Annotated in this window: 22 protein-coding genes; 19 read left to right on the forward strand and 3 right to left on the reverse strand. The window is 52.5% G+C overall.

What is annotated here, in order from left to right; all coding sequences use genetic code 11:
* Position 1: 1 nt before the first annotated feature.
* The 17 genes from DVA44_RS01175 (at position 2) to DVA44_RS01255 (ending at position 19,018) form a co-directional block, all read left to right on the forward strand.
* Positions 2 to 949, forward strand: coding sequence for an ABC transporter (locus DVA44_RS01175; RefSeq protein WP_114385570.1), 948 nt, complete (start codon positions 2 to 4; stop codon positions 947 to 949).
* Positions 950 to 1,019: 70 nt separating this feature from the next.
* Positions 1,020 to 3,158: a peptidase domain-containing ABC transporter gene (locus tag DVA44_RS01180; RefSeq protein ID WP_114385571.1), complete on the forward strand. Its 2,139-nt coding sequence runs from the start codon at positions 1,020 to 1,022 to the stop codon at positions 3,156 to 3,158.
* 26 nt (positions 3,159 to 3,184) lie between these two features.
* A complete protein-coding gene (locus DVA44_RS01185; RefSeq protein ID WP_114385572.1) occupies positions 3,185 to 4,345 on the forward strand; it encodes an efflux RND transporter periplasmic adaptor subunit in 1,161 nt (386 codons plus the stop codon).
* Positions 4,338 to 6,284 (forward strand): ABC transporter permease, encoded by a 1,947-nt coding sequence (locus DVA44_RS01190; protein WP_114385573.1) that lies wholly within the window; start codon positions 4,338 to 4,340, stop codon positions 6,282 to 6,284. The genes DVA44_RS01185 and DVA44_RS01190 overlap by 8 nt, the downstream gene beginning before the upstream one ends.
* The gene (locus DVA44_RS01195; protein ID WP_168194443.1) at positions 6,281 to 7,672 is read left to right on the forward strand and encodes a TolC family protein; all 1,392 of its coding nucleotides are present in this window, start codon (positions 6,281 to 6,283) and stop codon (positions 7,670 to 7,672) included. Before DVA44_RS01190 ends, DVA44_RS01195 begins: the two co-directional genes overlap by 4 nt.
* 9 nt (positions 7,673 to 7,681) lie before the next feature.
* Positions 7,682 to 8,944 carry a beta-ketoacyl synthase gene (locus DVA44_RS01200; protein WP_168194503.1) on the forward strand — a complete coding sequence of 421 codons (1,263 nt, stop codon included), beginning with the start codon at positions 7,682 to 7,684 and terminating at the stop codon, positions 8,942 to 8,944.
* On the forward strand, positions 8,944 to 9,756 hold the full coding sequence (locus tag DVA44_RS01205; RefSeq protein ID WP_158250572.1) for a MaoC/PaaZ C-terminal domain-containing protein: 813 nt from the start codon (positions 8,944 to 8,946) through the stop codon (positions 9,754 to 9,756). The genes DVA44_RS01200 and DVA44_RS01205 overlap by 1 nt, the downstream gene beginning before the upstream one ends.
* A 72-nt stretch (positions 9,757 to 9,828) precedes the next feature.
* A complete protein-coding gene (locus DVA44_RS01210; RefSeq protein ID WP_103824732.1) occupies positions 9,829 to 10,077 on the forward strand; it encodes an acyl carrier protein in 249 nt (82 codons plus the stop codon).
* Positions 10,078 to 10,079: 2 nt separating this feature from the next.
* Positions 10,080 to 10,814 (forward strand): SDR family NAD(P)-dependent oxidoreductase, encoded by a 735-nt coding sequence (locus tag DVA44_RS01215; RefSeq protein ID WP_114316466.1) that lies wholly within the window; start codon positions 10,080 to 10,082, stop codon positions 10,812 to 10,814.
* A gap of 1,063 nt (positions 10,815 to 11,877) precedes the next feature.
* Entirely contained in the window at positions 11,878 to 12,399 is a 522-nt protein-coding gene (locus tag DVA44_RS01220; RefSeq protein WP_103824734.1) for a fimbrial protein, read from the forward strand.
* Positions 12,400 to 12,476: 77 nt separating this feature from the next.
* Positions 12,477 to 13,151 (forward strand): molecular chaperone, encoded by a 675-nt coding sequence (locus tag DVA44_RS01225; RefSeq protein ID WP_114316467.1) that lies wholly within the window; start codon positions 12,477 to 12,479, stop codon positions 13,149 to 13,151.
* A 103-nt stretch (positions 13,152 to 13,254) separates the two neighbouring features.
* Entirely contained in the window at positions 13,255 to 15,801 is a 2,547-nt protein-coding gene (locus tag DVA44_RS01230; RefSeq protein ID WP_114385574.1) for a fimbria/pilus outer membrane usher protein, read from the forward strand.
* Between the two features lie 14 nt (positions 15,802 to 15,815).
* Positions 15,816 to 16,901, forward strand: coding sequence for a fimbrial protein (locus tag DVA44_RS01235; RefSeq protein WP_168194444.1), 1,086 nt, complete (start codon positions 15,816 to 15,818; stop codon positions 16,899 to 16,901).
* 28 nt (positions 16,902 to 16,929) lie between these two features.
* Positions 16,930 to 17,475, forward strand: a complete 546-nt coding sequence (locus DVA44_RS01240) for a fimbrial protein (RefSeq protein WP_114316470.1) — start codon at positions 16,930 to 16,932, stop codon at positions 17,473 to 17,475.
* Positions 17,476 to 17,578: 103 nt separating this feature from the next.
* The gene (locus DVA44_RS01245; RefSeq protein WP_246843593.1) at positions 17,579 to 18,286 is read left to right on the forward strand and encodes a response regulator transcription factor; all 708 of its coding nucleotides are present in this window, start codon (positions 17,579 to 17,581) and stop codon (positions 18,284 to 18,286) included.
* A 72-nt stretch (positions 18,287 to 18,358) separates the two neighbouring features.
* Positions 18,359 to 18,550, forward strand: a complete 192-nt coding sequence (locus DVA44_RS01250) for a hypothetical protein (RefSeq protein ID WP_114385576.1) — start codon at positions 18,359 to 18,361, stop codon at positions 18,548 to 18,550.
* 27 nt (positions 18,551 to 18,577) lie between these two features.
* Entirely contained in the window at positions 18,578 to 19,018 is a 441-nt protein-coding gene (locus DVA44_RS01255) for a LuxR C-terminal-related transcriptional regulator (protein WP_114385577.1), read from the forward strand.
* A gap of 99 nt (positions 19,019 to 19,117) precedes the next feature.
* On the opposite strand, the gene gorA is transcribed toward DVA44_RS01255, so the two are convergent.
* Both gorA and DVA44_RS01265 read right to left on the reverse strand, forming a co-directional pair.
* On the reverse strand, positions 19,118 to 20,470 hold the full coding sequence (gene gorA, locus DVA44_RS01260; protein WP_103824740.1) for a glutathione-disulfide reductase: 1,353 nt from the start codon (positions 20,468 to 20,470) through the stop codon (positions 19,118 to 19,120).
* A gap of 70 nt (positions 20,471 to 20,540) precedes the next feature.
* A complete protein-coding gene (locus DVA44_RS01265) occupies positions 20,541 to 21,383 on the reverse strand; it encodes a 23S rRNA (adenine(2030)-N(6))-methyltransferase RlmJ (protein WP_114385578.1) in 843 nt (280 codons plus the stop codon).
* 205 nt (positions 21,384 to 21,588) lie between these two features.
* On the opposite strand from DVA44_RS01265, the gene prlC reads away from it, so the two are divergent.
* Entirely contained in the window at positions 21,589 to 23,631 is a 2,043-nt protein-coding gene (gene prlC, locus DVA44_RS01270; protein ID WP_114388358.1) for an oligopeptidase A, read from the forward strand.
* 7 nt (positions 23,632 to 23,638) lie between these two features.
* Positions 23,639 to 24,391: a 16S rRNA (guanine(1516)-N(2))-methyltransferase RsmJ gene (rsmJ, locus tag DVA44_RS01275; RefSeq protein WP_114385579.1), complete on the forward strand. Its 753-nt coding sequence runs from the start codon at positions 23,639 to 23,641 to the stop codon at positions 24,389 to 24,391.
* 55 nt (positions 24,392 to 24,446) lie between these two features.
* On the opposite strand, the gene uspA is transcribed toward rsmJ, so the two are convergent.
* Positions 24,447 to 24,884, reverse strand: coding sequence for a universal stress protein UspA (gene uspA / locus DVA44_RS01280; RefSeq protein ID WP_103177386.1), 438 nt, complete (start codon positions 24,882 to 24,884; stop codon positions 24,447 to 24,449).
* Positions 24,885 to 24,967 lie beyond the last annotated feature (83 nt).

The raw sequence follows: 24,967 nt of genomic DNA on the forward strand, positions 1-24,967 counted from the left end.
AATGAAATTTTTTGCCCTGTGGTGTGCGCTGGTGTGGAAAAACCTCGCCGTCAAATATCAGCTGGCATTACATAAGCTCGGGCTGATCAGCTACAGGGCGCATTGCTTATTATTCCGGCGCATGCACTATCGCGTCATCTTCGCTTTCTCGCATGTAATCCGCTTCCTGGGGCTGACACGGCGAGATGTAAAATTGCGGGCCGTCGTCGCGCAATCTAACCGTCAGTGCCTGCTTCATGATAACAAGGCATTTGACTATATCTGGCTGACGCAGCGGCGTGAGTTACTGGTCCAGGCCGTCACTTACGGGCAAAATCGTTGGGCCTTGCAGGAGCTTGCAGCCTGTACGGCACAACTCAATGCTGTCGTCGAACCGTTGCAGCGCGCAGGCCAGTCGGTGATCCTCGCCCCGTTACATATGGTCTCGGACATACTCAGCACCATGATCGGCAGCACGGTGTACCCTGGCAAGGCGACGGTGATTACGTCACGCAGTGCCGATGTCTATTCCGCAGCCGAACGGCAAATGGGGGGGCTGGATCTTACGTATTGTTCTATACACGAGGATAATAAAAACATTGCGGGAACGCTGATGACCTCGGTAATGGATGCCGCGAGTAACCAGCGGAATATTATTTTATTCCCGGATATTACGCCTGACTTTACGCAATTTGCCAGTAAAGACAAAGCCGGGAAATTAAAATGCCGGTTGTTCGGCCGCCCGGCTACGTTACACAGCGGCATTATCCGGCTCGCAAGAATGATGTCAGCGAAGGTGGTTTTTTATCATCTTTATTACGATAACGGACTGAAAATTCGCATTCATGATCCGGTTCCGGCAAAAAAATTGAAAGATGAAATGCCGGGAATTATTGAGCAGAGTATTCGCGAGTATTCCACCGACTGGATGCTATGGCATTCACACTCTTTATTCTTCATTAATGATTGAAAATGAATAATTTTACAGCGCGGCGCTAGTGATATTACAGATGAGAACAGGACGTTCAAAGGTGTCAATTATGGAACATATCATTCCCGAAATGGTTTATCAGGCAGAAACAAACGAATGCGCGCTGGCCTGTATTTCCATGCTGGCGGAAACACAGGGCATCGATGCGCCTCTTGATGAGTTACGCGAGCGCTTTCCGGCGTCTGCCCACGGCACCGCGCTCTCAACCATGTGCGATATCCTGACCGAACTGGCGATCCCCGTTTATCCGGTCGCCTTCGATTTGAATGAACTCGCAGAACTCCCGTTACCTGCCATTTTGCATTACGGTGCGAGCCACTATGTGCTGCTGGCCTACCGCCAGGGAAGTTATGTTTGCGTGATGAATCCGGCGATTGGCGAGCAGCTCTTACCCATCGCCGCGCTGAAATCTGAAATCAGCGGTTATGCCCTGGTTCTTGACCAGGAAGCGGAAAGTGCCGCACCGTCGGTAGAGAAACACAAACGCACGCGACGCTTTCGCGCTCTGGAGTGCATGAGTTTAAAACAGACTGCGGCGATCCCCGGCATTTATCGACTGATGCTGCTGGCGTTTTTGATTTCACTGACCTTGTTCATCATGCCGGTGATGGTCAGCTCTGCTATCAACAACGTTTTCTCCTCGGGCGGTAGAACTGAATTTCCATACTTCTATTATCTGCTGGCCTTTGTCGTCTCAACTCTACTGGCTTTTTTTGTGCGCAGCGTGACCGAGCGTTTTATCAAACGTTTTGTGGTGATGCAGAGCGTCAGCGGTTTTGCCCATCTTCTGACGAACTCGCTCGCCTTCTTCGAAAAACGCAGCCCAGGGGAAATCTTCAGCCGCTTCTCCAACTGGCAAATGGCGGCAGCCCAAAAAATCGAGCTGGATAACGGCCTGCGAATAGACTGGGTGGTGGGAGTCATTGCGCTGGGGGTCATGTGCTACATCAGCCCACTGTTGGCCGCCATTTCTGCCGCTGGCGTAACGCTGATGGGGCTGGTCAGCGTTTGGGCTATTTTCCGGGACCGCTATTTTACGCAACAGATGCAGGTGAAGAGCGCGGAGCAAAGCGATTTTCTGCTGGAGACTATTCAGGGATTTGCGACGCTGAAATCGGCTGGCTTGACCAGCCAGCGTCAGGCCGCATTCGCGAATTATGTTATCTCCCTGTTTGACTGTCGGCAGAAACAGAAAATATATGAGCAGGTAAAGGGCAGCCTGTATCAGCTGATTGGCAGTCTTGAGATGGTCTTTTTTATGCTGCTGGCGTTGCCGCTGCTGAAAAATAACAGCATCTCGCTGGGTGAGTTTTTTGCCTATAGCTTTGTGCGCCAGATTTTTACCGCCTATATCACCCAGATTTTCTTCTCTGTTCTGCGCAAAAACCAGCTGCACGTGATCGATACCCGAGCCGCCGATCTGTTCCCGAAGGTGAAAGAAGAGCGTCACGACGCACTACTGCCGCCGGTGGCGTTTAATCATCAGCTTCACTATCGCGAGTTGCAGTATGCGTACGATCCGGGCAAGCCGGTGCTCGATAATGTGTCGATAGTGCTGCGTCGGGGTGAATCACTGGCGATTATCGGCGAGTCTGGCGCGGGAAAAAGTACGTTGCTCAAAGTCATTACCGGGCTTATTGAACCTCAGTCCGGGGAGATCCTCGCCGACGGGCAGCCGGTAAACAGTCGTCAGGCGCAGAAACTGTTCTTCCTGCAAAGCCAGGAAGACATCCTTTTCAACACCAGCGTATTGCAGAACATCACGCTGTTTGATCGCGAGTACGACGCCAAAAAACAGGCGCGTATCAATAAATCCCTGCACGGCCTGAACCTGACCGACGTGATTGATCGTCTCCCGGGAAAACAGAACGCCCTTATTCGCGAGAGCCATCCTGCACTGTCGCTTGGGCAACGTCAGCGTCTGATGCTGGCCCGTGCAATGTACAGCGATCGGCCGGTGATGGTGCTGGATGAGCCGACCGCCAATCTTGACGAACAGACCGCTCACCAGGTGATGCAAACCCTTATCGATCATTGCCGTGAATATGAAAAAACGCTGATCGTCGTAACGCACAGTGAAACGACGCTACACCTGTTCGACCGCCTCTGTGCAATGAGAAAAGGCCATATAGAAGCGGTGGGAAACACCTCTGTGTCCACCATCCTCCCTGAAGGAGAGCTGGCGTGAGAGTTGCGATCAAACGACTACTCGTTATGGCGGGCAGAAACCGCAAGACCTTTTATGCCCTGGGCGTGTTGGCCGTGGCGCTGGTGATTGTCGGTGTGCTGGCTGTGCAACGTATGTGGTCCGGGACCGAGGTGCCGGTCGTTACGCAGGTAATTGAACGCGGTGATATTCAGAAGACCGTCCTGGCGACCGGCATCCTCAAACCTTCTGTACAGGTGAATGTCGGTGCGCAGGTCAATGGTCAGTTAAAAAAACTGCACGTTCGTGCCGGCGATCGCGTCACTAAAGGTCAACTGCTGGCTGAAATTGACCCGGCGTTGCAACAAAGCGAGCTGCGTAAATCTGAGGCGGCGCTGGATATTGCCATCGCCCAGAAAGAGGCCGCCCAGGTCACGCTCAAACAGTATGATCTTGAGCTTAAACGCCAGTTGCGGATGGATCGCGACGGATCCGGCACGAAGAGCAATCTCGAGGAGGCGCAGGCCAGGTTCGATACGCAGAAGGCGCAGTTGTTAGTTAATGAAGCGCAGATCGTACAGGCGTGGATGGCGCTGGAAACGGCAAAAGCCAATCTGGGCTATACGCAGATTATGGCGCCGGTGGACGGACAGGTGTTGGGTATCGTTACCCGGGAAGGACAGACCGTTGTCTCCTCGCAGACCGCGCCGACCATTCTGGTGCTGGCCGACGTTGATACCATGACGGTGCACACGCGTATTTCAGAAACAGACATTCTGAAAGTCCGTCCCGGCCAGCCGCTGTGGTTTTCCGTTGTGGCCGATCCTAAGCGTCGATACCAAAGTGTGATGGGCACGCTTCAGGATGCGCCGAGTGACGCTTTACAGGATGACAGTGCCCGTCCCCAGGGGCAACAAGCCTCCGCCGTCTATTACGATGGTGTATTCAGCGTACCGAACCCCGACCATCTGCTACGTACCTCCATGACGGCACAGGTGTTCATCATCACCGCTCAGGTTAAAAATGTGCTGCGCCTGCCGCTGATGGCACTGGGTCAGCCGCAGGGGAAAGATCGCTATCAGGTGCAGGTAATGAAGGGCGATAAGATCGAATTGCGGCAGGTGCGAGTGGGCATCAACGACCGTCAGTTCGTTGAGGTGAAAGAGGGCCTGAGCGAAGGCGAGCACGTTGTGATTGTGCAAAATGAGACCGGGGCTGCGCATGGCTAACGCGCCGGTAATCGAACTTTCACATATCTCCCGCCATTTTGGCTCGGGCAGCGCTGCGGTAACTGTGCTGAAGGATATCTCCCTGCGCGTTGAGGCGGGGGAGATGGTCGCCATTATCGGTGCATCGGGTTCCGGGAAATCCACGCTGATGAATATCATTGGCTGCCTGGATAAACCGTCGGAAGGCGAAATGCGCATTATGGATATCCCTGCGCAGGTGGCCAGCAGCGAACAACTCGCAGAGCTGCGCAGCCAGTATCTGGGCTTTATCTTTCAGCGCTATCACCTGATGCCCTATCTGACGGCCATCGAAAACGTCACCATTCCGGCACTGTATACCGATATGCCTGCCCCTGAACGTCGGACACGGGCTGAGTATCTGTTGACTCGCCTGGGTCTTGGTGAGCGCATGAATTACCGGCCTGCACAGCTCTCCGGCGGACAGCAGCAACGCGTCAGTATCGCCCGAGCCCTGATGAACGGCGCGCCGGTGATTCTGGCGGATGAGCCCACGGGGGCGCTCGACAGTACCAGTGGCCAGGAGCTGATGGCCATTTTGCATGGACTTCATCAGGCCGGGCATACGCTTATTATCGTCACCCATGACCGGCGTATCGCCGAACAGTGCCAGCGCATTGTCGAAATCCACGACGGCCAGATTGTGGCTGACCGGGTCAATCCGGTTATGCCGAAGGTGACATCCCATGACCTTCCAGCCATAGCCGCCACCGGGCGAACGCCTGTCTGGCAGAGCATCAAGGAAGCGGTGCGCATGGCGTGGCGCTCCCTGCTTGGGCATCGGATCCGCGCCTTCCTTTCCATGCTGGGCATCATCATCGGCATCTCTTCTGTTGTCTCTTCTATGGCAGTCGGTGAAGGGGCAAGGCAGAGCATTCTCAGCCAGATAAGCCAGCTGGGAAGCAGCTCGGTCGAAATTCGCCCCGGTCTCGGCTGGGACAAACTGCGGCCCGATTTTGAACGGGCATTGACGCTGGACGATGTGGATTTGCTCGGCAAACAGCCATACATCGACAGCCTGTCGCCGATAGTGAATAAAACCGCTATGGCGGTCCGGGGCGGTAAGCAAGTTGTTGTTTCGTTGTCGGGCGTCAGTAACGGTTTCTTTCGTGTGCAGGGGCTGAACTTTGTTAATGGGAACCGTTTCACGGCACGCGATCTGGATGAACGTGAGCCGGTGGTCATCATCGATCCGAACGTGCGCAGCACGCTATTCCCTGGCGGGCAGGATCCGCTGGGCGAAATTATTCAACTTTCCGGCGTGCCTTACCGGGTGATCGGCGTAGCGGAGAAAAAAGGGCCGAAGTATTTCGGCGAGCAACTCGGCGCATGGATCCCCTATACCTCGCTGCTGGAGCGGATGTCGGGTGATACGCCGTTGCAGTCGATTACCCTGCGTATCGCCGACGATTATCCAATCGATGCTGCTCAGCGAGATGTCGAGCAACTGCTGGATTCGGTGCACGGCAGACGGGATTTCTTCACCATGACCAACGATCAGATGACGAAGACGATTCGTAAAACGTCGGAGTCGATGACCCTGCTGATCACCGCGATTGCCGGAATTTCTCTGCTGGTAGGTGGCGTCGGGGTGATGAACATCATGCTGGTGTCGGTAACGGAAAGGCCCCATGAGATTGGCATTCGCCTCTCGGTCGGTGCCCGGCCTGCGGACATCATGCGTCAGTTTCTGATTGAGGCGATGGTGATTTGTTCCCTCGGCGGCCTGATTGGCATTATCGGCTCGGGTCTGGCGGGGCTGATTTTTTCTTTGGTTACGCAGGAATTCACCATGATTTTCACCTGGCCGCCCATCCTTTTGGCCTGTGGCTTCTCCGCGCTGATCGGGCTTGGCTTTGGCTTTTTCCCGGCGCGCAATGCGGCCCGCCTGCATCCCACGGAGGCGCTAGCCCGCGAATGAAACTGAACCCATTCATCATTGCCGCCATGACGCTGACGCTGTTTGGCTGTGGTCAGGCGCTGAAAAGCGACTATCAAAGACCCATGCTGTCAGTACCTGACGCCTGGCGTGTGAAGGATACTGGCGAGGGCGTAGCGAAATTTTCCCCGCACTGGTGGGATAATTTTGGCGATCCGCAGCTGTCACGCCTGATCGTTTCCGTGTTGCAGAGCAATAACGATCTGGCGCTGGCAGGGATCAAGCTTCGCCAGGCGCGACTGGCGGCTGGGATATCGGATCTTAATCTGACGCCTGACGTCACCGCAGGCGGAATAGCCAGTAATACTAAGTCTCTGCATCACGACACTACGCCGACAGAAAGCTACAGCAACGCTCTTTCAGCGTCATACGAGCTGGATCTCTGGGGAAAACTGGCGCGTATCCGGGAGCAGTCCGACTGGCTGGCAAAAGCATCGGAGCAGGATTTACAGGCTACTGCGCTGTCGCTTATTGGCACAACGTCTCAGCTTTACTGGCAGATTGCCAGCCTGAATCAGCAGATCGGCAATGTCCGGCAGAGTCTGGAGATTGCCAGAGAAACTCTGCGCATGGTGACCTCCCGCTGGAAGGCGGGTGATCTGGGCCAGCTCGATTATTTGCAGGCGCAGCAGACGGTGTTGAGCCGTGAAATTAGTCTGCGTGATTTACTCCAGCAGCGCGATGAAAGCCGTAATGCATTGGCGATTCTACTCAGCCGCCCGCCTGGACAGTACCCTGCCGAACGTCAGACGCTGGATCTCCATCAGCGTGTACCGGTAGCGCAGAGCCTGCCACTGGAAACCATCGCCAAAAGGCCGGACGTGCAGTCCGCCGAACTGAAACTGCGTGCCGCGCTGGCGGGTTCAGACGTTGCGCGATTGAGTTTTTATCCCTCGCTGTCGCTCAGTGCCTCATTGAATGCCGGTGCTGCTGTGTTTCAGCAATGGTTCAGCAACCCGGCCCGAACGCTGGGATCAGCGGTCGATCTGCCTTTCATCCAGTGGAACAAAGTGCAACTGACCGTCGACCAGTCCGGTCTGGATGTCCAGAGTGCGGCGATTCAGTTTCGTCACGCCTCCTACAGTGCGCTGCAGGATATCGATAACGCGATGTCGCAGCGCCTGACCTGGCAGCAGGAAAAACAGCATTTATTGAACGATTTGGCGCTGAGCCAACAGCGGCTGGTGCTGGTGGAAAGCCAGTATCACCACGGTTCGGTGAGTTATCAGGCGTTACTTGATGCGCAGAATGCGCTGCTGGTCAGCGAAAACGCGCTGGTAACAAACCAGTACAACTACCTGTATTCCACGATGAAACTCTGGTTGGCGCTAGGGGGCGGGGAAGACAATACGATGAATAAACAAGGATAAGCCATGACAATGGACACTTTACAGACGATGGACGCGCCGCGTCGGGTAGTGGTTACGGGTTATGGGGCAGTAACACCGCTGGGGATGAATGCCGCTGAAAGCTGGGCAGCCATCATGGATTACAAACTCGGCTACCGTTATTGCGACAAATCTGCCGCCGGGATCAAATCCCGTTTTTATGGCCTGATCGATGAGGAGCCTTCACTCAAAGGCGTACCTGCCGCCATCCGACGCCGCTTGCCACGTTATGCACGGCTTACGCTGGCCGCTGCGCGAGAGGCCATGCAGATGTCGTTTGGCGATGAAAAGCCTGAGCACTATTACGATCTGCGCGATTGCGGCGCCATCATGGGCACCGGCTGGGCAGGTCAGGACGAAACCCAGGTTTATTACGAAGATTATATGCGCACCGGGGTGGGCTCCCCTTTTGGCTGCTTTTTCTCGATGCCCAGCTCGGCCACGGCGGCAGTCAGCCTGCTGTGGGGGCTCCGTGGCTATCAAAATACACCGATAGCAGCCTGCGCGACGGGGACCATCGCGATAGGCGATGCGTTTGAACTTATCCGACATGGTCGTGCAAACATGATGCTGGCGGGGGCCGGAGAATCGCTGCGTTCTGATTCAGCGGTATGGAATATTGACGTGCTTGGCGCGCTGGCCAGCGAGCAGGAAGAGATCACGCGCGCCTGTTGTCCGTTCAGCCTGCATCGTAATGGCTTTGTGCTAAGCGAAGGGGCGGCGGTGCTGTGTCTCGAAGAGCGTGAATCTGCTATTGCACGTGGTGCGACTATTCTTGGCGAAATTCTCGGGTACGGTAATTTCTCCGATGCCAGTGATTTTACCGCGCCGGCCGAAGACAAAATTGCGCGGGTGCAAACCATCCGCCATGCCCTTAAGCAGGCTGGCGTTACCGCCCAGGATCTGGATTATATCAACGCCCACGGCACGTCTACGCCGCTCAACGACCTTAATGAAACCGAGGCGATGAAGATTGCGCTGGGCGAGGCGGCTTACACCACGCCTTGCTCAAGTACGAAATCCTATACTGGCCATCTGATTGCTGCCGCTGGCAGCTTTGAATCGATCGTTTGTTTGCAGGCCCTTGAGCATCAGGTGATGCCTGCGACCTGTCATCTCGCTACGCCCGATCCGGCATGCGATCTGGATTATGTACCCAATACCCATCGCCCGGCAGTGCTGAACACAACCCTCAACCTCAGCTTCGGGTTTGGCGGCGCGAACGCGGCGCTGGTGATCGGCAGGGGGAAATGATGTCGCTAAGCTACAGCCTGGAACATGCCGAACGCTGGGCGGCCTTTTCGGGTGACTATAATCCCATTCATTTTGACGTTAACGAGGCGAAGCGTCTGGGGATGGACGGATTATGCGTACACGGCATGCGCGCGCTGCTGGATGTAAAATCTGCGCTCAGTGCTGCCGTGGAAAAACATGCATCGTCGCTGGAAGGTCTGGTATTCAGCAGTCGTCTTCGCGAGCCGGTGATGTGTGAAATACCCTATGAGCTGCCTGTAAAAGAAGTGGTGCGTCGTGAGCAGATGCAGGTGAGTGGAAATTTGGTGAATTTTCAGACACAGAAGACCAGCATCAGTAGTAAAATCACTGGCGCTAACTCATTGACGTTATCACCTGCCGCTCAGGTGAATACGCTTGAAGGGGAAGAGCTGGCGGTGCTGTATACCCAGTTTCTGACTCATGTCGGACATGTTGCTCCGCTGTGGATTTTCCTTGATGCAATATTGTTCCGCCAGTTAGTCAATGCACCGGCAACGCTCGAGACGGTGCATAGCATTATCCCTGAGCATAAGGCCAATAGCCTGCGCGATGTTTTCAGCCTGGTGCAGGTTGTTCAGACGCACCATGACACGCATTTTTCACCCCGGTTGTTACGGCAAAATGAGAGTGGTCAGCGTTTTGACGCTATCGATTATGCGATCCTGCCGACGCTGGTAATGGGCAATAAACATGCTGGACTGGTTTTAGTGGCGGGCATTCAGGCGTGGCGTGTCAATGAGCCGTTGATGTCTGTCACGGTTACATTGAAAACCGGCTCGCTGGCTGGCTGACAGGTGATTGCTGATAAAAAAGAGCAATTAACCCTAAATAACATTCAACAGTCTGAATTAAAGGAATAAATCATGACACCTTTTGATGAAGTTTATAGCAAAGTTTGTGAGATGTTGTGCGATGCAAAAGACATGGAAATGGAAGATCTGGATCCGGACATGCCTCTGTATCAGCTAAAGCTCGATAGCCTGGATTATGTGGAACTTATGGTGCTGGCAAAGAAAGAATTTGGCGTCACCATTGAAGCTGAACTGTTCACAAATAATGTGAACATTACGCTTCGCGAGTTATGTCAGTATCTCAGCGAAAAAAGTCTTTAACTATGCAGAGGAAATGGATATTAGTCACCGGCGGAAGCCGTGGGATCGGACGTGCTACGGTGCTGCGTCTGGCGAAAGAATATAATGTGATATTTACCTGGAATCAGGGTGAAAGCGCGGCTCGGGAGGTTGAACAGGCCTGCGCAACGCTGCCGGGTAAGGTTGAAAGCTATCAATGTGACGGAAGTGATGAGCAGGCTGTGGCGCGTGTCGCCACTGATTTACTGACGCGTTACGGTGCGCCCCACGGCGTAGTGCACAATGCCGGTATCACGCTTGATGAATTACACATTCACCAAAACCCGGATAACTGGCGTAAGGTGATGGATACGAACTTAAATGCTGTCTTCTATTTTAACCAGCATCTGCTTAAGCCGATGTTGATAGAAGGTGGCGGTTCTATAGTAATGATGTCGTCAGTTACCGGCGTGAAGGGCAATAGTGGGCAAAGTGCCTATGCAGCGAGTAAAGCGGCCATGATTGGCCTTGCACGGACGCTATCAGTGGAGTTAGGGCGTTTTAACGTCAGGGTCAATTGCTTGCTACCCGGCTATATCGACACCGATATTCTGGCCAATATCCCTAAAGAAAAACTGACTGCGCTGCACAAAACCATTCCGATGAAACGCTTCGGTACAGTAAACGAAGTCGCTGGTGCGGTGGCATGGCTGGTGAGTGACGACAGCACTTATATGACCGGACAAACTCTTATTCTGGATGGTGGCCTTTCCGCCTGATCAGAATGACAACATTCTATTCACTTCAAACAGGACGCAAGGCGTCCTGTCTTTTTATTCACAAAAAACAGTCTCCTGCCAAGTTTATTTTACTGAGCATTAGGTCTGGAATCGTATAAATTTGAGATATTTCTCACTATTCTAAAAAATAGCGTCTTTTTCATCACAAAAAGTACGCAAAAAATCTAAGAAATAACCTATGGTGCTGACCGCTGACAGCAGGATAAAATCATTTTGTAAGCGCATAGTTCCAGCCGTAGAAAACAATAATTATTCTTTTAAAGTATGATTTAAGTGTGGCTGTATCTTATCGGATGTCGTTTTCTATAGATAAAGAATATAAATCATTAGCTCGCCATTTAAATAAATTATCTTTTTCCGTATCGATTTGCGAACTGAATTACTTCAGAGAAACTTATTTGAGGCCGTCAGGATGACAATGAATGTAGCGTCTCAAGTGTTAAAGTGCGGGTCTGCTTTAGCAAAGTTTTCCCAGGGAAACGATACGCGATTCATCAAAAATCAGTCAGGATTCCGTACTATTCAGGATGCAGTTTTGTTGTGTACTACGGGTAATACTGGAAGTTTTAAATAAATTTTGTGAACTTGGTGTGAAAAAATATTTAAAAGAAATGGTGTTAAACTAAGATGGCTTTTTTTGGTTCTTAAAACTAATATATCGCCATGCCGCAGCGTTAAATGTCGTGAAATGAGAGGCACTAAATTTTAGCGTCATTCATTTTTCTGTTGTTTATTTAGAGCCCCTGTAAGAAGTTTCATGAATACAAGAAAAAACCGATCCCGATAAATAGGATAAAAACAACGGTTTAGAGCGTAACGTACTGAAATAGAAAGTTAAACATAAATGGAAGCCGAGTAAGGGAATCAGTATTGACATGAAATTACCATCTCATTAAATTGTGCTCCAATTTAGTTCGACATGAATCGTTGGGATTTAGGGGGAACCCATCCAACGTTTTATTTACTGCGGTGGAGACTTCAGGAACTAAATAAAGGAAATGACATAGCGTTGTCGTGTAACATATTTAATAGGGACAAATTAATGAAAAAAAATCTTCTGGCAGTTGCTCTGATGGCTACCTCCGTTTTCGCTACTTCAGCAATCGCTGCTGATGGCGCAGTTAACTTCACCGGTACTATTACCGATGCAGCTTGTACTGTTGATGCAGATTCTCTGAATCAGTCAGTGATTCTGGGTAACATTAGCCGCAATGCATTCAAAGCTGCTGGCGATATCTCTGGTACTAAAGGGTTCAAACTGGTACTGAAAGATTGCCCGGATACTGTAAAAGGTGCAGTTGTTCGTTTCGACGGTGAGCAGGCAGCTGGTGACAATGGCATTCTGGCGCTGACCGCAGGTGAAAAGACCGCTAAAGAAGTCGGTATTCAGATTACTGACGCTCAGAATAAAGTCGTTCCACTGTATACCGACTCATCTGTTTACAGCCTGACCAGCACTGGTCCTAACACCCTGAGCTTCCGCGCAGGTTATATCGCCCTGTCTGATAAAGTCACTGTGGGTGAGGCAAACGCTGTTACTCAGTTCACTATCGTATATCAGTAATTTTCACTGATCTAAATCAGACTGGAGGCAAGGTATGCCTCTGGTCTTTTTGAACATTCGAGACAGGCAGGGATAGCATGAATAGATGGCGCGCTACAGGGGTGGCTGCATTATTAATGACCTTAGTCACGACGGCGCAGGCGGGCGTGGTGGTAGGAGGTACACGGGTAATTTATGACGGCGCAAAAAAAGAAAGTTCCATTAATGTCAGTAACCCTGACAACAATGTCTATCTTATTCAATCATGGGTAGATGGCGCAGGAAAAACTGATAAAGCACCGTTTATTGTTACTCCTCCTTTATTCCGACTGGACAGCAATCAGCAAAACATTTTGCGTATCGTGCGTGCGGGCGGCAATCTGCCACAGAATAAAGAGTCGATGTTCTGGCTCAATATTAAATCGATTCCTTCTGCTAATAAATCGCAAGAAAATACGCTACAGATTGCAGTGAAAACGCGTATTAAGCTCATTTTCCGTCCCGCTGGTGTTAATAATTCCCTTGAAGAGTCCGCCAAAAGCCTGACCTGGAAACGAATGGGTAATCAGTTGAAGGTCACTAACCCATCCCCAAATTATATTAATTTTTTCAAAGTTAATATCAATGGGATTGAAGTAAAAAACGCCACTATGGTTGCGCCGCAATCAGAGGCCAGCTTCGATTTGCCGGGCAACGTTTCAGGGAATTCGCTGAACTGGCAGTTTATTAACGATTATGGCGGCACAAGCAAAATTCTCACTGTTGGTATTTGAACTCAATCACCAGAGTGTCGCTGCGTTGATTGAGCATGGAAGTGAAGAACGTTAGTCATCAATTTTATTATCAAATGACTGCGTTTGTATATGGGAAAATAATATGAATAAAATTACGAAGAGCCATACTTCGAACCATTTTTCACGTACTCGTCTTGCCTGCTTGTTAACATTTTTAATGGGCGGGGCTGCCCTTACGCACGCAGCGGAATATTTTAATCCTGCGTTACTCGAAATCGATAATCCAGGCCAGGGAAAAGCGGATTTATCTATTTTCGAAGATGGCGACTTACAGGCACCAGGCACCTATCGTGTTGATATCTATCTTAACGGATCAGAAGTAGTTACCCGTGACATTAAATTTTCCCTTGTTGTTGATGCTGCCGGTAATCAGAGCCTTTATCCCTGTTTGAGTGGAGAGCTATTGCAGGAAATAGGCGTGAAAATTGGTATGTTCCCCGGTATTAAGGTCACAGATGAATGCGCCAACTTTACCGGTGCGATAGCGCAATCTTCGGCAAAATTTCGATTCGATCAACAACGCCTTGAATTGAGCATGCCGCAGATAGCGCTTAATGCCGAGGCTCGTGGTTACGTTTCTCCGGATAAGTGGGATCAGGGCATTCCGGCATTACTCGTAAATTATAGCTTCAGCGGCGCAAATACCGAGGCGCGAAATGGCGACAGTAGAAACTCAGATAACTATTACCTGAACTTGCGTTCTGGAGCGAATCTGGGGGCCTGGCGTCTACGTAACTATTCGACCTGGAACCGCGACAGTGATGGAAACGAGCGCTGGGAATCTATCAGCACTTATCTGCAACGCGACATTCATATTCTAAGAAGTCAGCTCACCCTGGGCGACAGCACCTCACCCAGTGAAATCTTCGATTCCGTACCGTTTCGCGGTATACAGTTGGCTTCCGATGAAGACATGCTGCCGGACAGCCTGAAAGGCTATTCTCCGGTGGTACGCGGTATTGCAAGCAGCAATGCGCAGGTAACGATATACCAGAATGGTTACGTCATTTACCAGAGCTATGTACCAGCTGGTCCGTTCGCCATCACTGACCTCTATCCGACGGCGGGTAGTGGCGATTTGAACGTGATCATTAAAGAAGCTGACGGTACCGAGCGAACAATGATTGTACCTTTTGCTTCCGTACCTGTGCTCCAGCGTGAAGGCCGCCTGAAGTATAGCGTCACCAGTGGTCAGTACCGCTCATATAACGACGACGTTGATAAGACGTTATTCTCGCAGCTCACTGCCATGTACGGATTACCGTTCGGCGCGACGCTGTATGGCGGCATGCAGGCGGCGAGCAAATATCAGTCGCTGGCTGTGGGGATCGGGCAAAACCTGGGCCGCTTCGGGGCGCTTTCTGCAGACGTTATGCAGGCATGGACCAAGCTGGAACACGCAGAGAAAGACAGCGGCCAGTCGTACCGTCTGCGCTACGGTAAAAGTTTCGCTGAAACCGGCACCAACTTCAGCCTTGCCAGCTACCGCTATTCCACTGCGGGTTTTTACACGCTGCAGGAGGCGCTGGATAGCTACACCGGAAATAATGGTCAGTTTAACGATCATAAGAAAAGCCGTGCCGAGCTGGTTTTGAGTCAAAACCTGGGGGACAAAGCCGGTGCGTTCTCTCTTAATCTGGTAAGAGAAGATTACTGGAATAACAACCGTTCTACCGAATCGGTTGGTGTTGGGTATAACAACTCCTGGAAAGGGATCTCCTACGGGATCAACTACACCTATAGCCGCAATGGTCAGGATCAGCACAAAAAGCGGACGTACTATACCGATCAGATCGTGGCCGTGAACGTCAGTGTTCCATTGAGTCAGTGGCTACCGAACAGCTACGCAACCTACAACCTTAACAGCAGTAAAAATGGTACTACCTCAAATAACGTTGGTCTCAACGGTACGGCGCTTGCTGATAACAACCTGAGTTACAGCCTCTCCCAGGGTTATACCTCTCAGGGAGAAGGGGCGAACGGCTACGCCAGCGCGGATTACAGAGGTGGATACGGGGAAATTAACGCGGGTTATGGTTACGATAAAAGCCAGCGCCGTCTGGATTATGGCTTGCAAGGCGGCATTGTCTTGCATGAAAACGGCTTAACGCTTTCACAGCCGCTCAATGAAACCGTGGTGCTGGTAAAAGCGCCGGGCGCGGACGGTGTAACCATCTCGAACAACACCGGTGTGACAACCGACTGGCGCGGCTATGCGGTGGTGCCTTACGCCACGGCATACCGACGTAACCAGATTTATCTTGATACCTTAACCTTGCCTGAAGATGTGGATATGACGCTGACCAGTGCGTCAGTCATTCCTACCCGCGGTGCCGTCGTGCGCGCAGACTTTAACCCGAGTGTCGGACAACGTGTGCTAATGACGCTGCTCCGTGCCAATGGCGAACCGGTGCCTTTCGGTGCAACGGTGAGCAAGGAGGATGGCGCAAAAGACGATGGCAGCATTGTCGGCGATGGCGGTCAGGTTTATCTGTCGGGTATGGCCGATGCCGGAACGCTTGTGGCGAAATGGGGTAACGCAGAGGCGCAGACCTGTCGGGTGAGTTATACGTTACCTTCGCAATCGGCCACGGCGGGGATTCAAATTATTAATGGAGACTGCCGGTAAGGCGGGATATGGACATGACCGAACGCACGATGACATTTGTCGCAGATAAGACTTCACGCCACATTCCATGGCGTCGTATCGCCGGTAAAAAAAGCAGCGCATTATTCGGCCTGGCATTGGCGGGCTGGATGTTGAGCACCTCCGTACAGGCGGCCGCATGCAGATCAGACAGCGGGACGCAACGCTATGACTTTCTGATGGATTACACGTTAAAAGATCCTTCCGAGAACGTTGCCGGAAGGACGATTAACGGTGCCTATCAATGGAGCCTTGGCAGCACCTATCTCGTGAGCTGTGACTGCACCAAACCTTACGGACCCGCCTGGATTACCGCAAAAGTACCTGAAAGAGAGCTGGTACATACCGACGGTAAGCTGAAATTTTACGCCATCAATGACTATCTGGCAGTGGCCAGCGAGGTATGGATCGCTGGAGAAAGAAGAGAGATGGTCGCGACGCCTTTTAGCGGCGAGATCAATAAAAACCCAGAGGTCCGGTGCAAAAGCTTTCTCTATAGTACCGGCTCGAAAGGTAATATTTCCCTCTATTTCCGGCGGCCCTTTGTGGGTGAGCAAATAATTCCGGTAACTAAGGTTACCGATGTGTATATCGCTACTGATAAAATGACTCAGTCCAGCGAGCCGGTGTCAACGGTTTGGATGAGCGGAAAAGTTACAGTACCGCAATCATGCGTGATTAATGGCGGGGGCACTATCGATGTGCCTTTCGGCGATATTATGGCTGGCGATATTACGACGAAAGGCGAAATGGCTAAAAACTTCACGCCGCACAACGTCAATTTGAATGTGAAATGCTCCAATATTTCCGAAGGGGTGAAGGTCAGCCTCTCTTTCTCTGGAACGCCGGATATGAATGATCCGACTGCCTTATCGACAACCAATAAAGATGTGGGTGTCAGAATGAAGGATTCAAAGGGAGATAACCTCGATCCGAATGGTGGAGAATTGCCGTTAAATATGGATTATACCAGCCAGATAGCAACATCGTCGATTACCTTATTTCCATTTAATACCACCGGTAAAATGCCTGAAACGGGTGACTTTACCGCAACAGCCACCATTCGTGCTGAAATACAATAATTCCGGACGCTACCGGTAAGGGAAAATAATGAAGGATTCAATTTTTTCAATACATCAAAAGAGAAAAGCCCCTGCGTTGCTGCTGTGTCTGGCTGCGGGCATGCTGTCCTATTCTGCAAATGCTGATACGGTACTGAACATCACCGGTACCATCAAGGCCTCGCCGTGCAAAATCGATGTGCCTGCAGGCGGGGTGAATGTGGATTTGGGGCAGAATATCATGGCGGGGGATCTGTCTGAGGCTAAATCGGCAACTGAATGGAAACCTATTGCCATTGCGGTGAGCGAATGCCCTTCCACCACGTCTAAAGTTACCATGGCGCTGAGCGGCACGGCGGATACGGACGAGCCTGATATGTACAAGAACAACGGAACAGCAGAACAAGTGCAAATCCAACTGCAAAACACAGCCTCAGGTCAGGCGCTGGGTAATGCCTCAACTCTGGTTCAGGACGTAGAATCTACCAGCAAGGGCACGACCTTCAATATGCAGGCGCGGGCGTACAGCTCTAAGGGTAACGCAACACCGGGGTCGATCCTTGGCGTAGTGCAGCTTACCTTTACTTATCAGTAACCAGTAATAACCGCGGCTTCAGGAAGAATCTGCGAGTAAATAAAAACGTCTGACTCAGTAACGTTCCCGGCAGGGGGCGTTACTGAGAATACAAGGAAGGTAGATGAATAAAATCAATAATCCTGTGCCTCATGTCCCATTAAGCCCTTCTCCCGCCGTCTCCGTGGGCGAAGGCGTGTTGATTATGGACGCCAGCCCGGTTACTGCTCTGGGCATTAAGCGCGTATTAACGGAGACGTGCGGGATCGTCGAACCCATCGGTGCCGTACAAAACCTTGCCTCTATTCCCTCTGCTATTGCCAGTACATTGCCAGCGCTGCTTATCATGGACATTTGCGGTGAAAATGAATTGATGCTTGATGGGCTGCGGTTGTTGGCGCATCTGCACGAATCTCATCCGTCAATGAAGGTTATAATATGCACTGATTTTAGCGATCATCGTATTCTTGAGCTGCTAGTGTCATCGCATGCCAACGGTATCTTACTTAAACACGAGCCAGTGCTGGCATTAACACAGTGTGTTTCCGCCGTCATGTCAGGGGAGCGGCAGTGGGTAAGTCCTAAAGCGAAACGGTTGCTCTCTAAGAGTGGCCCTTCAAGCACTCCGCTAACCGCCCGCGAGCTGGATGTGCTTGCATATCTGTTCTCAGGCTTGAGTGTTTCCCGGATAGCGAAGACTCTCTATCGCAACGTCCGTACCGTGAGTACGCATAAGCGTAATGCGATGATAAAACTGGGCTATCACAATGACAGTGAACTTTATGCTCAATGTACGTGGATGGCAAAAACAGGCCCTGCCGCCCGTTTATAAGATACCAAGGATGGGATTGCATAAAGATAAGTACCGGGGCGCAATTCCCAGACAGCATGGAACAGCAGCGCTATGAACTTAATCTCTCTCTGGCCTCAAACAGCCGCATTGATGGACAGCCATCCTCTGGCACTTTTTGGTCTGTCGACACTCATTCAATCCATCGCACCAACATGTAATATTCTGATTAAAGAGACGAGTCTGAGTAAAATTTCAGAAGCATTGATGTATCAGTCGGTCGATATTCTCATTACCGACCTGTAAAGCGTAGAGGAAAGTCTGCAGGAAGGGGTGGATACTTTATTACACCTGGGTTCGCAATTTCCCAACCTGAATATGGTTGTGTATACCTTTTGTCATGACAGTAAAGAATTATGGAAATTATTTAATCAGCAAAATATCAGCTTGATCGCACGTGGAGAGTCGATGGCAGACACTGAGAATTACTTCAAAAAAGCGTTTGCTCAGAGGCGGGTGTTAAGTCCAAAAATCTACACTGCTCTCTCTCATATCAATGATAAAACTGACAGAATGATATCCAGTCTGACGCGAAGTGAAATGGATGTATTAAAGCATTTACTCAATGGTATGGATTTACAACACATTGCGAAAATGAAGGCGCTAAGTATTAAAACCGTTAGCGCGCATAAATGTAATGCGATGCGAAAACTCGGCGTAGAAACTGACGCAGAATTATTTGTACTGCTAAATGATGTTTTCCATCAAAAATAGTACGCATATGATTCATCTTTCTGATGTCATATAAAAGCTGAAAAACTGGCGCTGTATTGCCAGTTTTTCAGAGAGGTTTAAAGCGAGTATTTACATGCATTAACGCATGGTCACGAACTCTTCTGCCGCCGTTGGGTGAATAGCCACGGTATTATCGAAATCTTTCTTGGTCGCACCCATTTTCAGCGCGACCGCAAAGCCCTGGAGGATCTCATCCATACCAAAGCCGATACCGTGAATGCCGACAATCTTCTCATCCGGGCCGACGCACACTAACTTCATGCGGCACGGCTGACGGTGAGACGTTACCGCGGTATACATGGCGGTGAAGGCGGATTTATACACTTTCACCTGGTCGTCGCCATAGTGCGCGCGCGCCTGAGGTTCGGTTAAACCAACGGTACCGATTGGCGGGTGGCTGAAGACTACGGTCGGGATGTTGTTGTAGTCCAGGTGCTCGTCCGGTTTGTTGTTAAACAGACGCTCGGAAAGACGACGACCCGCGGCGACAGCCACCGGGGTCAGTTCAACCGCACCGGTATTATCGCCCACGGCATAGATGCCCGGTACGCTGGTGTTCTGGAACTTATCAACAACGATATAGCCTTTCTCATTGGTTTTGACACCCGTGACGGCCAGGTTGAAGTTGTCGTTTGCGGGTTCACGGCCAATGGCCCAGATCAGGCAATCCACGGTCTGGCTGCGGCCATCTTCCAGCTCCAGGGTCAGGCTGCCGTCAGCGTTTTTCACAACCGCTTTCGGAATGGCTTCCGTATGCAGATGCGGACCTTCGGCATTCATCACTTCCACCAGCGTATCGACGATCAGCGGGTCGAAGTTGCGCAGCGGGGCATGTTTACGCACAAACAGGTGCGCTTCGGCGCCGAGGCCGTTAATCACGCCCGCCAGCTCCACGGCGATGTAACCCGCGCCAACGATGGCAACGCGTTTCGGCAGAGCAGGCAGCTCAAAGAAACCGTCGGAGTCGATACCATATTCCGCACCCGGAATAGCCGGATGGCTCGGGCGGCCACCGGTGGCGATCAGGATATGATCGGCAGTGATCGTTTCACCGTTGACTTCGATCGTCTTCGCATCGACAAAGCGGGCAAAACCGCGGATCACATCGACGTTGTTCTTACCCAGTACGTTATCGTAGGAGGTATGAATGCGGTCGATGTAGGCGGTGCGGCTGGCGATCAGGCGATCCCAGTCGAAATTGTTAATGGTGGTATCAAAACCATAGTCCGGGCCATACAGGTGGATGGCCTCGCGGATCTGCGCCGCATGCCACATCACCTTTTTCGGTACACAACCGACGTTAACGCAGGTGCCGCCGAGATCTTTTGCTTCAATCAGCGCGCACTTCTGGCCATACATGGCCGCACGGTTAATCGAGGCGATACCGCCGCTGCCGCCGCCGATAGCGATGTAGTCATAATGCTTAGTCATGGTCTTATCCTTAATCGTTAATTGCCGCGATTGTATACCTGAAATCAATAGTTTCCATCGATGACTGCAATTACTCTGGCACGATCCAGCTAACGGTAGTATGGCCAGTACCGGCCGGGACCAGCTTTTTGTGCAGCCAAGGCAGGACGTTATTCATCTGCGCTTCAAGCTTCCAGGGCGGGTTAATGACAATCATGCCGGAGGCGGTCATACCGCGTCGATCGCTGTCCGGGAGAACCGCCAGCTCAATTTGCAGGATCTTACGGATGCCGGTCGCTTCCAGATCCTTGATCATGCGCTTGATCTGGGAACGCAGCACTACCGGATACCACAGCGCATAGGTGCCAGTGGCAAAGCGTTTGTAGCCCTCGTTGATGCCGGTAACCACCGCCTGGTAATCGCTTTTGATTTCGTACGGCGGGTCGATCAGCACCAGGCCGCGACGGGACACCGGCGGCAGCTTCGCTTTCAGCTGCTGGTAGCCGTCCGATTTTTCCACGCGCGCGCGGCTGTCTTTCTGGAATTCAGAGCGCAGCAGCGGATAGTCGCTCGGGTGCAGTTCGGTCAGCTGAATGCTGTCCTGCTCGCGCAGCAGCTGGCGGGCAATAAGCGGCGAGCCCGGGTAGTAGCGTAACTGGCCGCTGCGGTTAAAATGGTTGATCACGCCGATATACGGCTCAAGCTCCGCCGGCAGGTCATCCTGCTGCCAGATGCGGGCGATGCCTTCGAGGTACTCCCCGGTGCGCTCGGCATGCTCGCCGCTCAGCTGATAGCGGCCCGCGCCAGCATGGGTGTCCAGATAGAGAAAAGACTTATCTTTCTCTTTTAGCGCTTCGATAATCAGGCTCTGAACGGTGTGTTTAAGGACGTCGGCGTGGTTGCCCGCGTGAAAGCTGTGGCGATAACTGAGCATGGGTAGATGAATTCCACTGAGTAAACGATTTTCCACAGTTTACCGCAGAACGACACAGAATACCCGCAGGCCCGGAAAGCGCCGTCGGGCCCACGCTTTTTCTGTCACCGCAGCCATTGAAATTCACTACACTTAACCCCATCCTGGAAACAATATGCTCGCGCAGGATGTGCGCTTCATTCACTCATTTAACAGGACAGTGCTTATGACCAACCCATTACTGACGCCTTTTTCGTTGCCACCGTTCTCCTCCATTCGGCCTGAACATGTTGTCCCTGCGGTCACTAAAGCGCTGGACGATTGCCGTAGTGCAGTGGAGAGCGTGGTGGCGAACGGCGCTCCCTACACCTGGGAAAACCTGTGTCAGCCGCTGGCGGAAGTGGATGATGTGCTTGGCCGCATCTTCTCCCCGGTCAGCCACCTCAACTCGGTGAAAAACAGCCCGGAACTGCGTGAAGCCTACGAACAAACTCTGCCGCTGCTGTCGGAATACAGCACCTGGGTCGGGCAGCACGAAGGGCTCTACAAAGCGTACCGCGACCTGCGCGATGGCGATCACTATGCGACGCTGAATATCGCGCAGAAAAAGGCTGTTGATAACGCGCTGCGCGATTTTGAGCTGTCGGGCATCGGTCTGGCAAAAGAGAAGCAGCAGCGCTACGGCGAAATCGCGACGCGCCTGTCTGAGCTGGGCAACCAGTACAGCAACAACGTGCTGGATGCCACCATGGGCTGGACGAAGCTGATTACCGACGAAGCGGAGCTGGCTGGCATGCCGGAAAGCGCGCTGGCGGCAGCAAAAGCGCAAGCCGAAGCGAAAGAGCAGGAAGGTTATCTGTTGACGCTGGATATTCCGAGCTATCTGCCGGTCATGACCTACTGCGACAACCAGGCCCTGCGTGAAGAGATGTATCGCGCCTACAGCACCCGCGCATCCGATCAGGGCCCGAACGCCGGTAAGTGGGATAACACCCCGGTGATGGCGGAAATCCTTGCCTTGCGTCACGAGCTGGCGCAGCTGCTGGGCTTTGACAGCTACGCAGATAAATCGCTTGCTACCAAAATGGCCGAGAACCCGCAGCAGGTACTCGATTTCTTAACCGATCTGGCCAAACGCGCCCGTCCTCAGGGCGAGAAAGAGCTGGCCCAGCTGCGCGCCTTTGCGAAAGCGGAGTTCGGCGTCGATGAGCTGCAGCCGTGGGATATCGCCTATTACAGCGAGAAACAGAAGCAGCATCTTTACAGCATCAGCGATGAGCAACTGCGTCCGTACTTCCCGGAAAACAAAGCCGTTAACGGCCTGTTCGAAGTGGTGAAACGCATTTACGGCATCACTGCTAAAGAGCGCAACGATGTGGAAGTGTGGCACGACGACGTGCGTTTCTTCGAACTGTACGATGACCAGAACGAACTGCGCGGCAGCTTCTATCTCGACCTCTACGCCCGCGAAAATAAACGCGGCGGCGCCTGGATGGATGACTGCGTAGGGCAGATGCGTAAAGCCGACGGCTCGCTGCAAAAGCCGGTTGCGTATCTGACCTGTAACTTCAACCGTCCGGTTAACGGCAAACCTGCGTTGTTCACCCATGACGAAGTGATTACCCTGTTCCACGAGTTCGGCCATGGTCTGCACCACATGCTGACCCGCATTGAAGCGGCAGGCGTTGCCGGTATCAGCGGTGTACCGTGGGATGCGGTGGAGCTGCCGAGCCAGTTTATGGAAAACTGGTGCTGGGAGCCGGACGCGCTGGCGTTTATCTCCGGCCACTACGAGACCGGCGAGCCGTTGCCAAAAGCGCTGCTGGATAAGATGCTGGAAGCGAAAAACTACCAGGCGGCGATGTTCATCCTGCGTCAGCTGGAGTTCGGCCTGTTCGATTTCCGTCTGCATGCGGAGTTCAGCCCGGAGCAGGGGGCGAAGGTGCTCGAAACCTTGGCGGAGATCAAGAAGCAGGTTGCCCTTATTCCAGGTCCGGCCTGGGGACGCTTCCCGCACGCGTTCAGCCATATCTTTGCGGGCGGTTATGCGGCGGGTTACTACAGCTACCTGTGGGCCGACGTGCTGGCGGCAGACGCTTACTCCCGCTTCGAGGAAGAGGGAATTTTCAACCGTGAAACCGGCCAGTCTTTCCTGGATAACATCCTGACCCGTGGTGGCTCTGAAGAACCAATGGAGCTGTTCAAACGCTTCCGTGGCCGCGAGCCTCAGCTGGACGCGATGCTTGAGCATTACGGCATCAAGGGTTAGTTGATTCGTGAAGATTCACTTAGTTGATGAAACAGGCGCCGGAGACGGCGCCTTATCTGTTCTTGCCGCCCGCTGGGGGCTGGAACACGATGAAGAAAACCTGATGGCGCTGGTGATGACCCCGGACCATCTGGAGCTGCGTAAGCGCGACGAGCCCAAACTCGGCGGCATTTTCGTCGATTTTGTCGGTGGGGCGATGGCGCACCGGCGCAAGTTCGGCGGCGGACGCGGCGAAGCGGTGGCCAAAGCGGTCGGGATTAAGGGCAGCTACCTGCCGGACGTGGTGGATGCCACAGCGGGGCTCGGGCGCGATGCTTTTGTGCTGGCCTCGGTGGGCTGTCGGGTGCGGATGCTGGAGCGCAATCCGGTGGTGGCCGCGCTGCTGGATGACGGCCTGGCCCGCGGCTATGCCGACCCGGAAATTGGTTCGTGGTTGCAGGAGAGGTTACAGCTGATCCACGCCTCAAGCCTGACGGCGCTGACCGATATCACCCCACGCCCGCAGGTGGTTTATCTCGACCCGATGTTCCCGCATAAGCAGAAAAGCGCGCTGGTGAAGAAAGAGATGCGGGTATTTCAGTCGCTGGTGGGGCCGGATCTGGATGCGGATGGCCTGCTGGCGCCTGCGCGTCTGCTGGCTACGAAGCGGGTGGTGGTGAAACGTCCTGACTATGCGCCGCCGCTGGCGGGCGTTGCCACGACCAATGCGGTGACCACCAAAGGGCATCGGTTTGATATCTATTCCGGCACGCCGGAATAAAAAAAAGCCGGGTGGCGGCTTCGCCTTACCCGGCCTACGTTCAGGCAGTCCCGCCTTACTCGTCGTCTTCGTCGCGCAGCGGCACAATCAGCATATCCACGTGCACGGTGTTAATCAGCTGGCGCGCTGATGACATCAGCTTGCTCCAGAAGTCCTGATGATGGCCGCAGACCACCAGATCCATATCGTATTTCTTAATCGCATCGACCAGAACCTGGCCCAGGTCGCCGCTGCCGCTCAGGGTTTCGGTGATCGGATAGCCCGCATTCGTGGAAAGTTCGGTCAGCGCATGGTGAGTCTCTTCGGAGATACGCTTCTGCATGTCCCCCAGATTCACATCGATCAGGCCGGTATAGAGATCGGAGTAGTTAACGTCCACATGAATTAAGGAAACTTTCGCATTGTACGGACGCGCCATGGATACCGCTTTATCTACCAGCACTTTGCTCTCCGGGGAGAGGTCAACAGCGATCAGAATATGTTTATAAGCCATAGTGTTACTCCTTCCTTAAGTTATCGATGACCAATGCGTGTAGCAGTCGTCTACCTGCTTTCATTACGGCCCAGTTAAACAAA

It is taken from the genome of Leclercia sp. W17 (assembly GCF_003336325.1).
In the GTDB taxonomy this organism is placed as follows: domain Bacteria; phylum Pseudomonadota; class Gammaproteobacteria; order Enterobacterales; family Enterobacteriaceae; genus Enterobacter.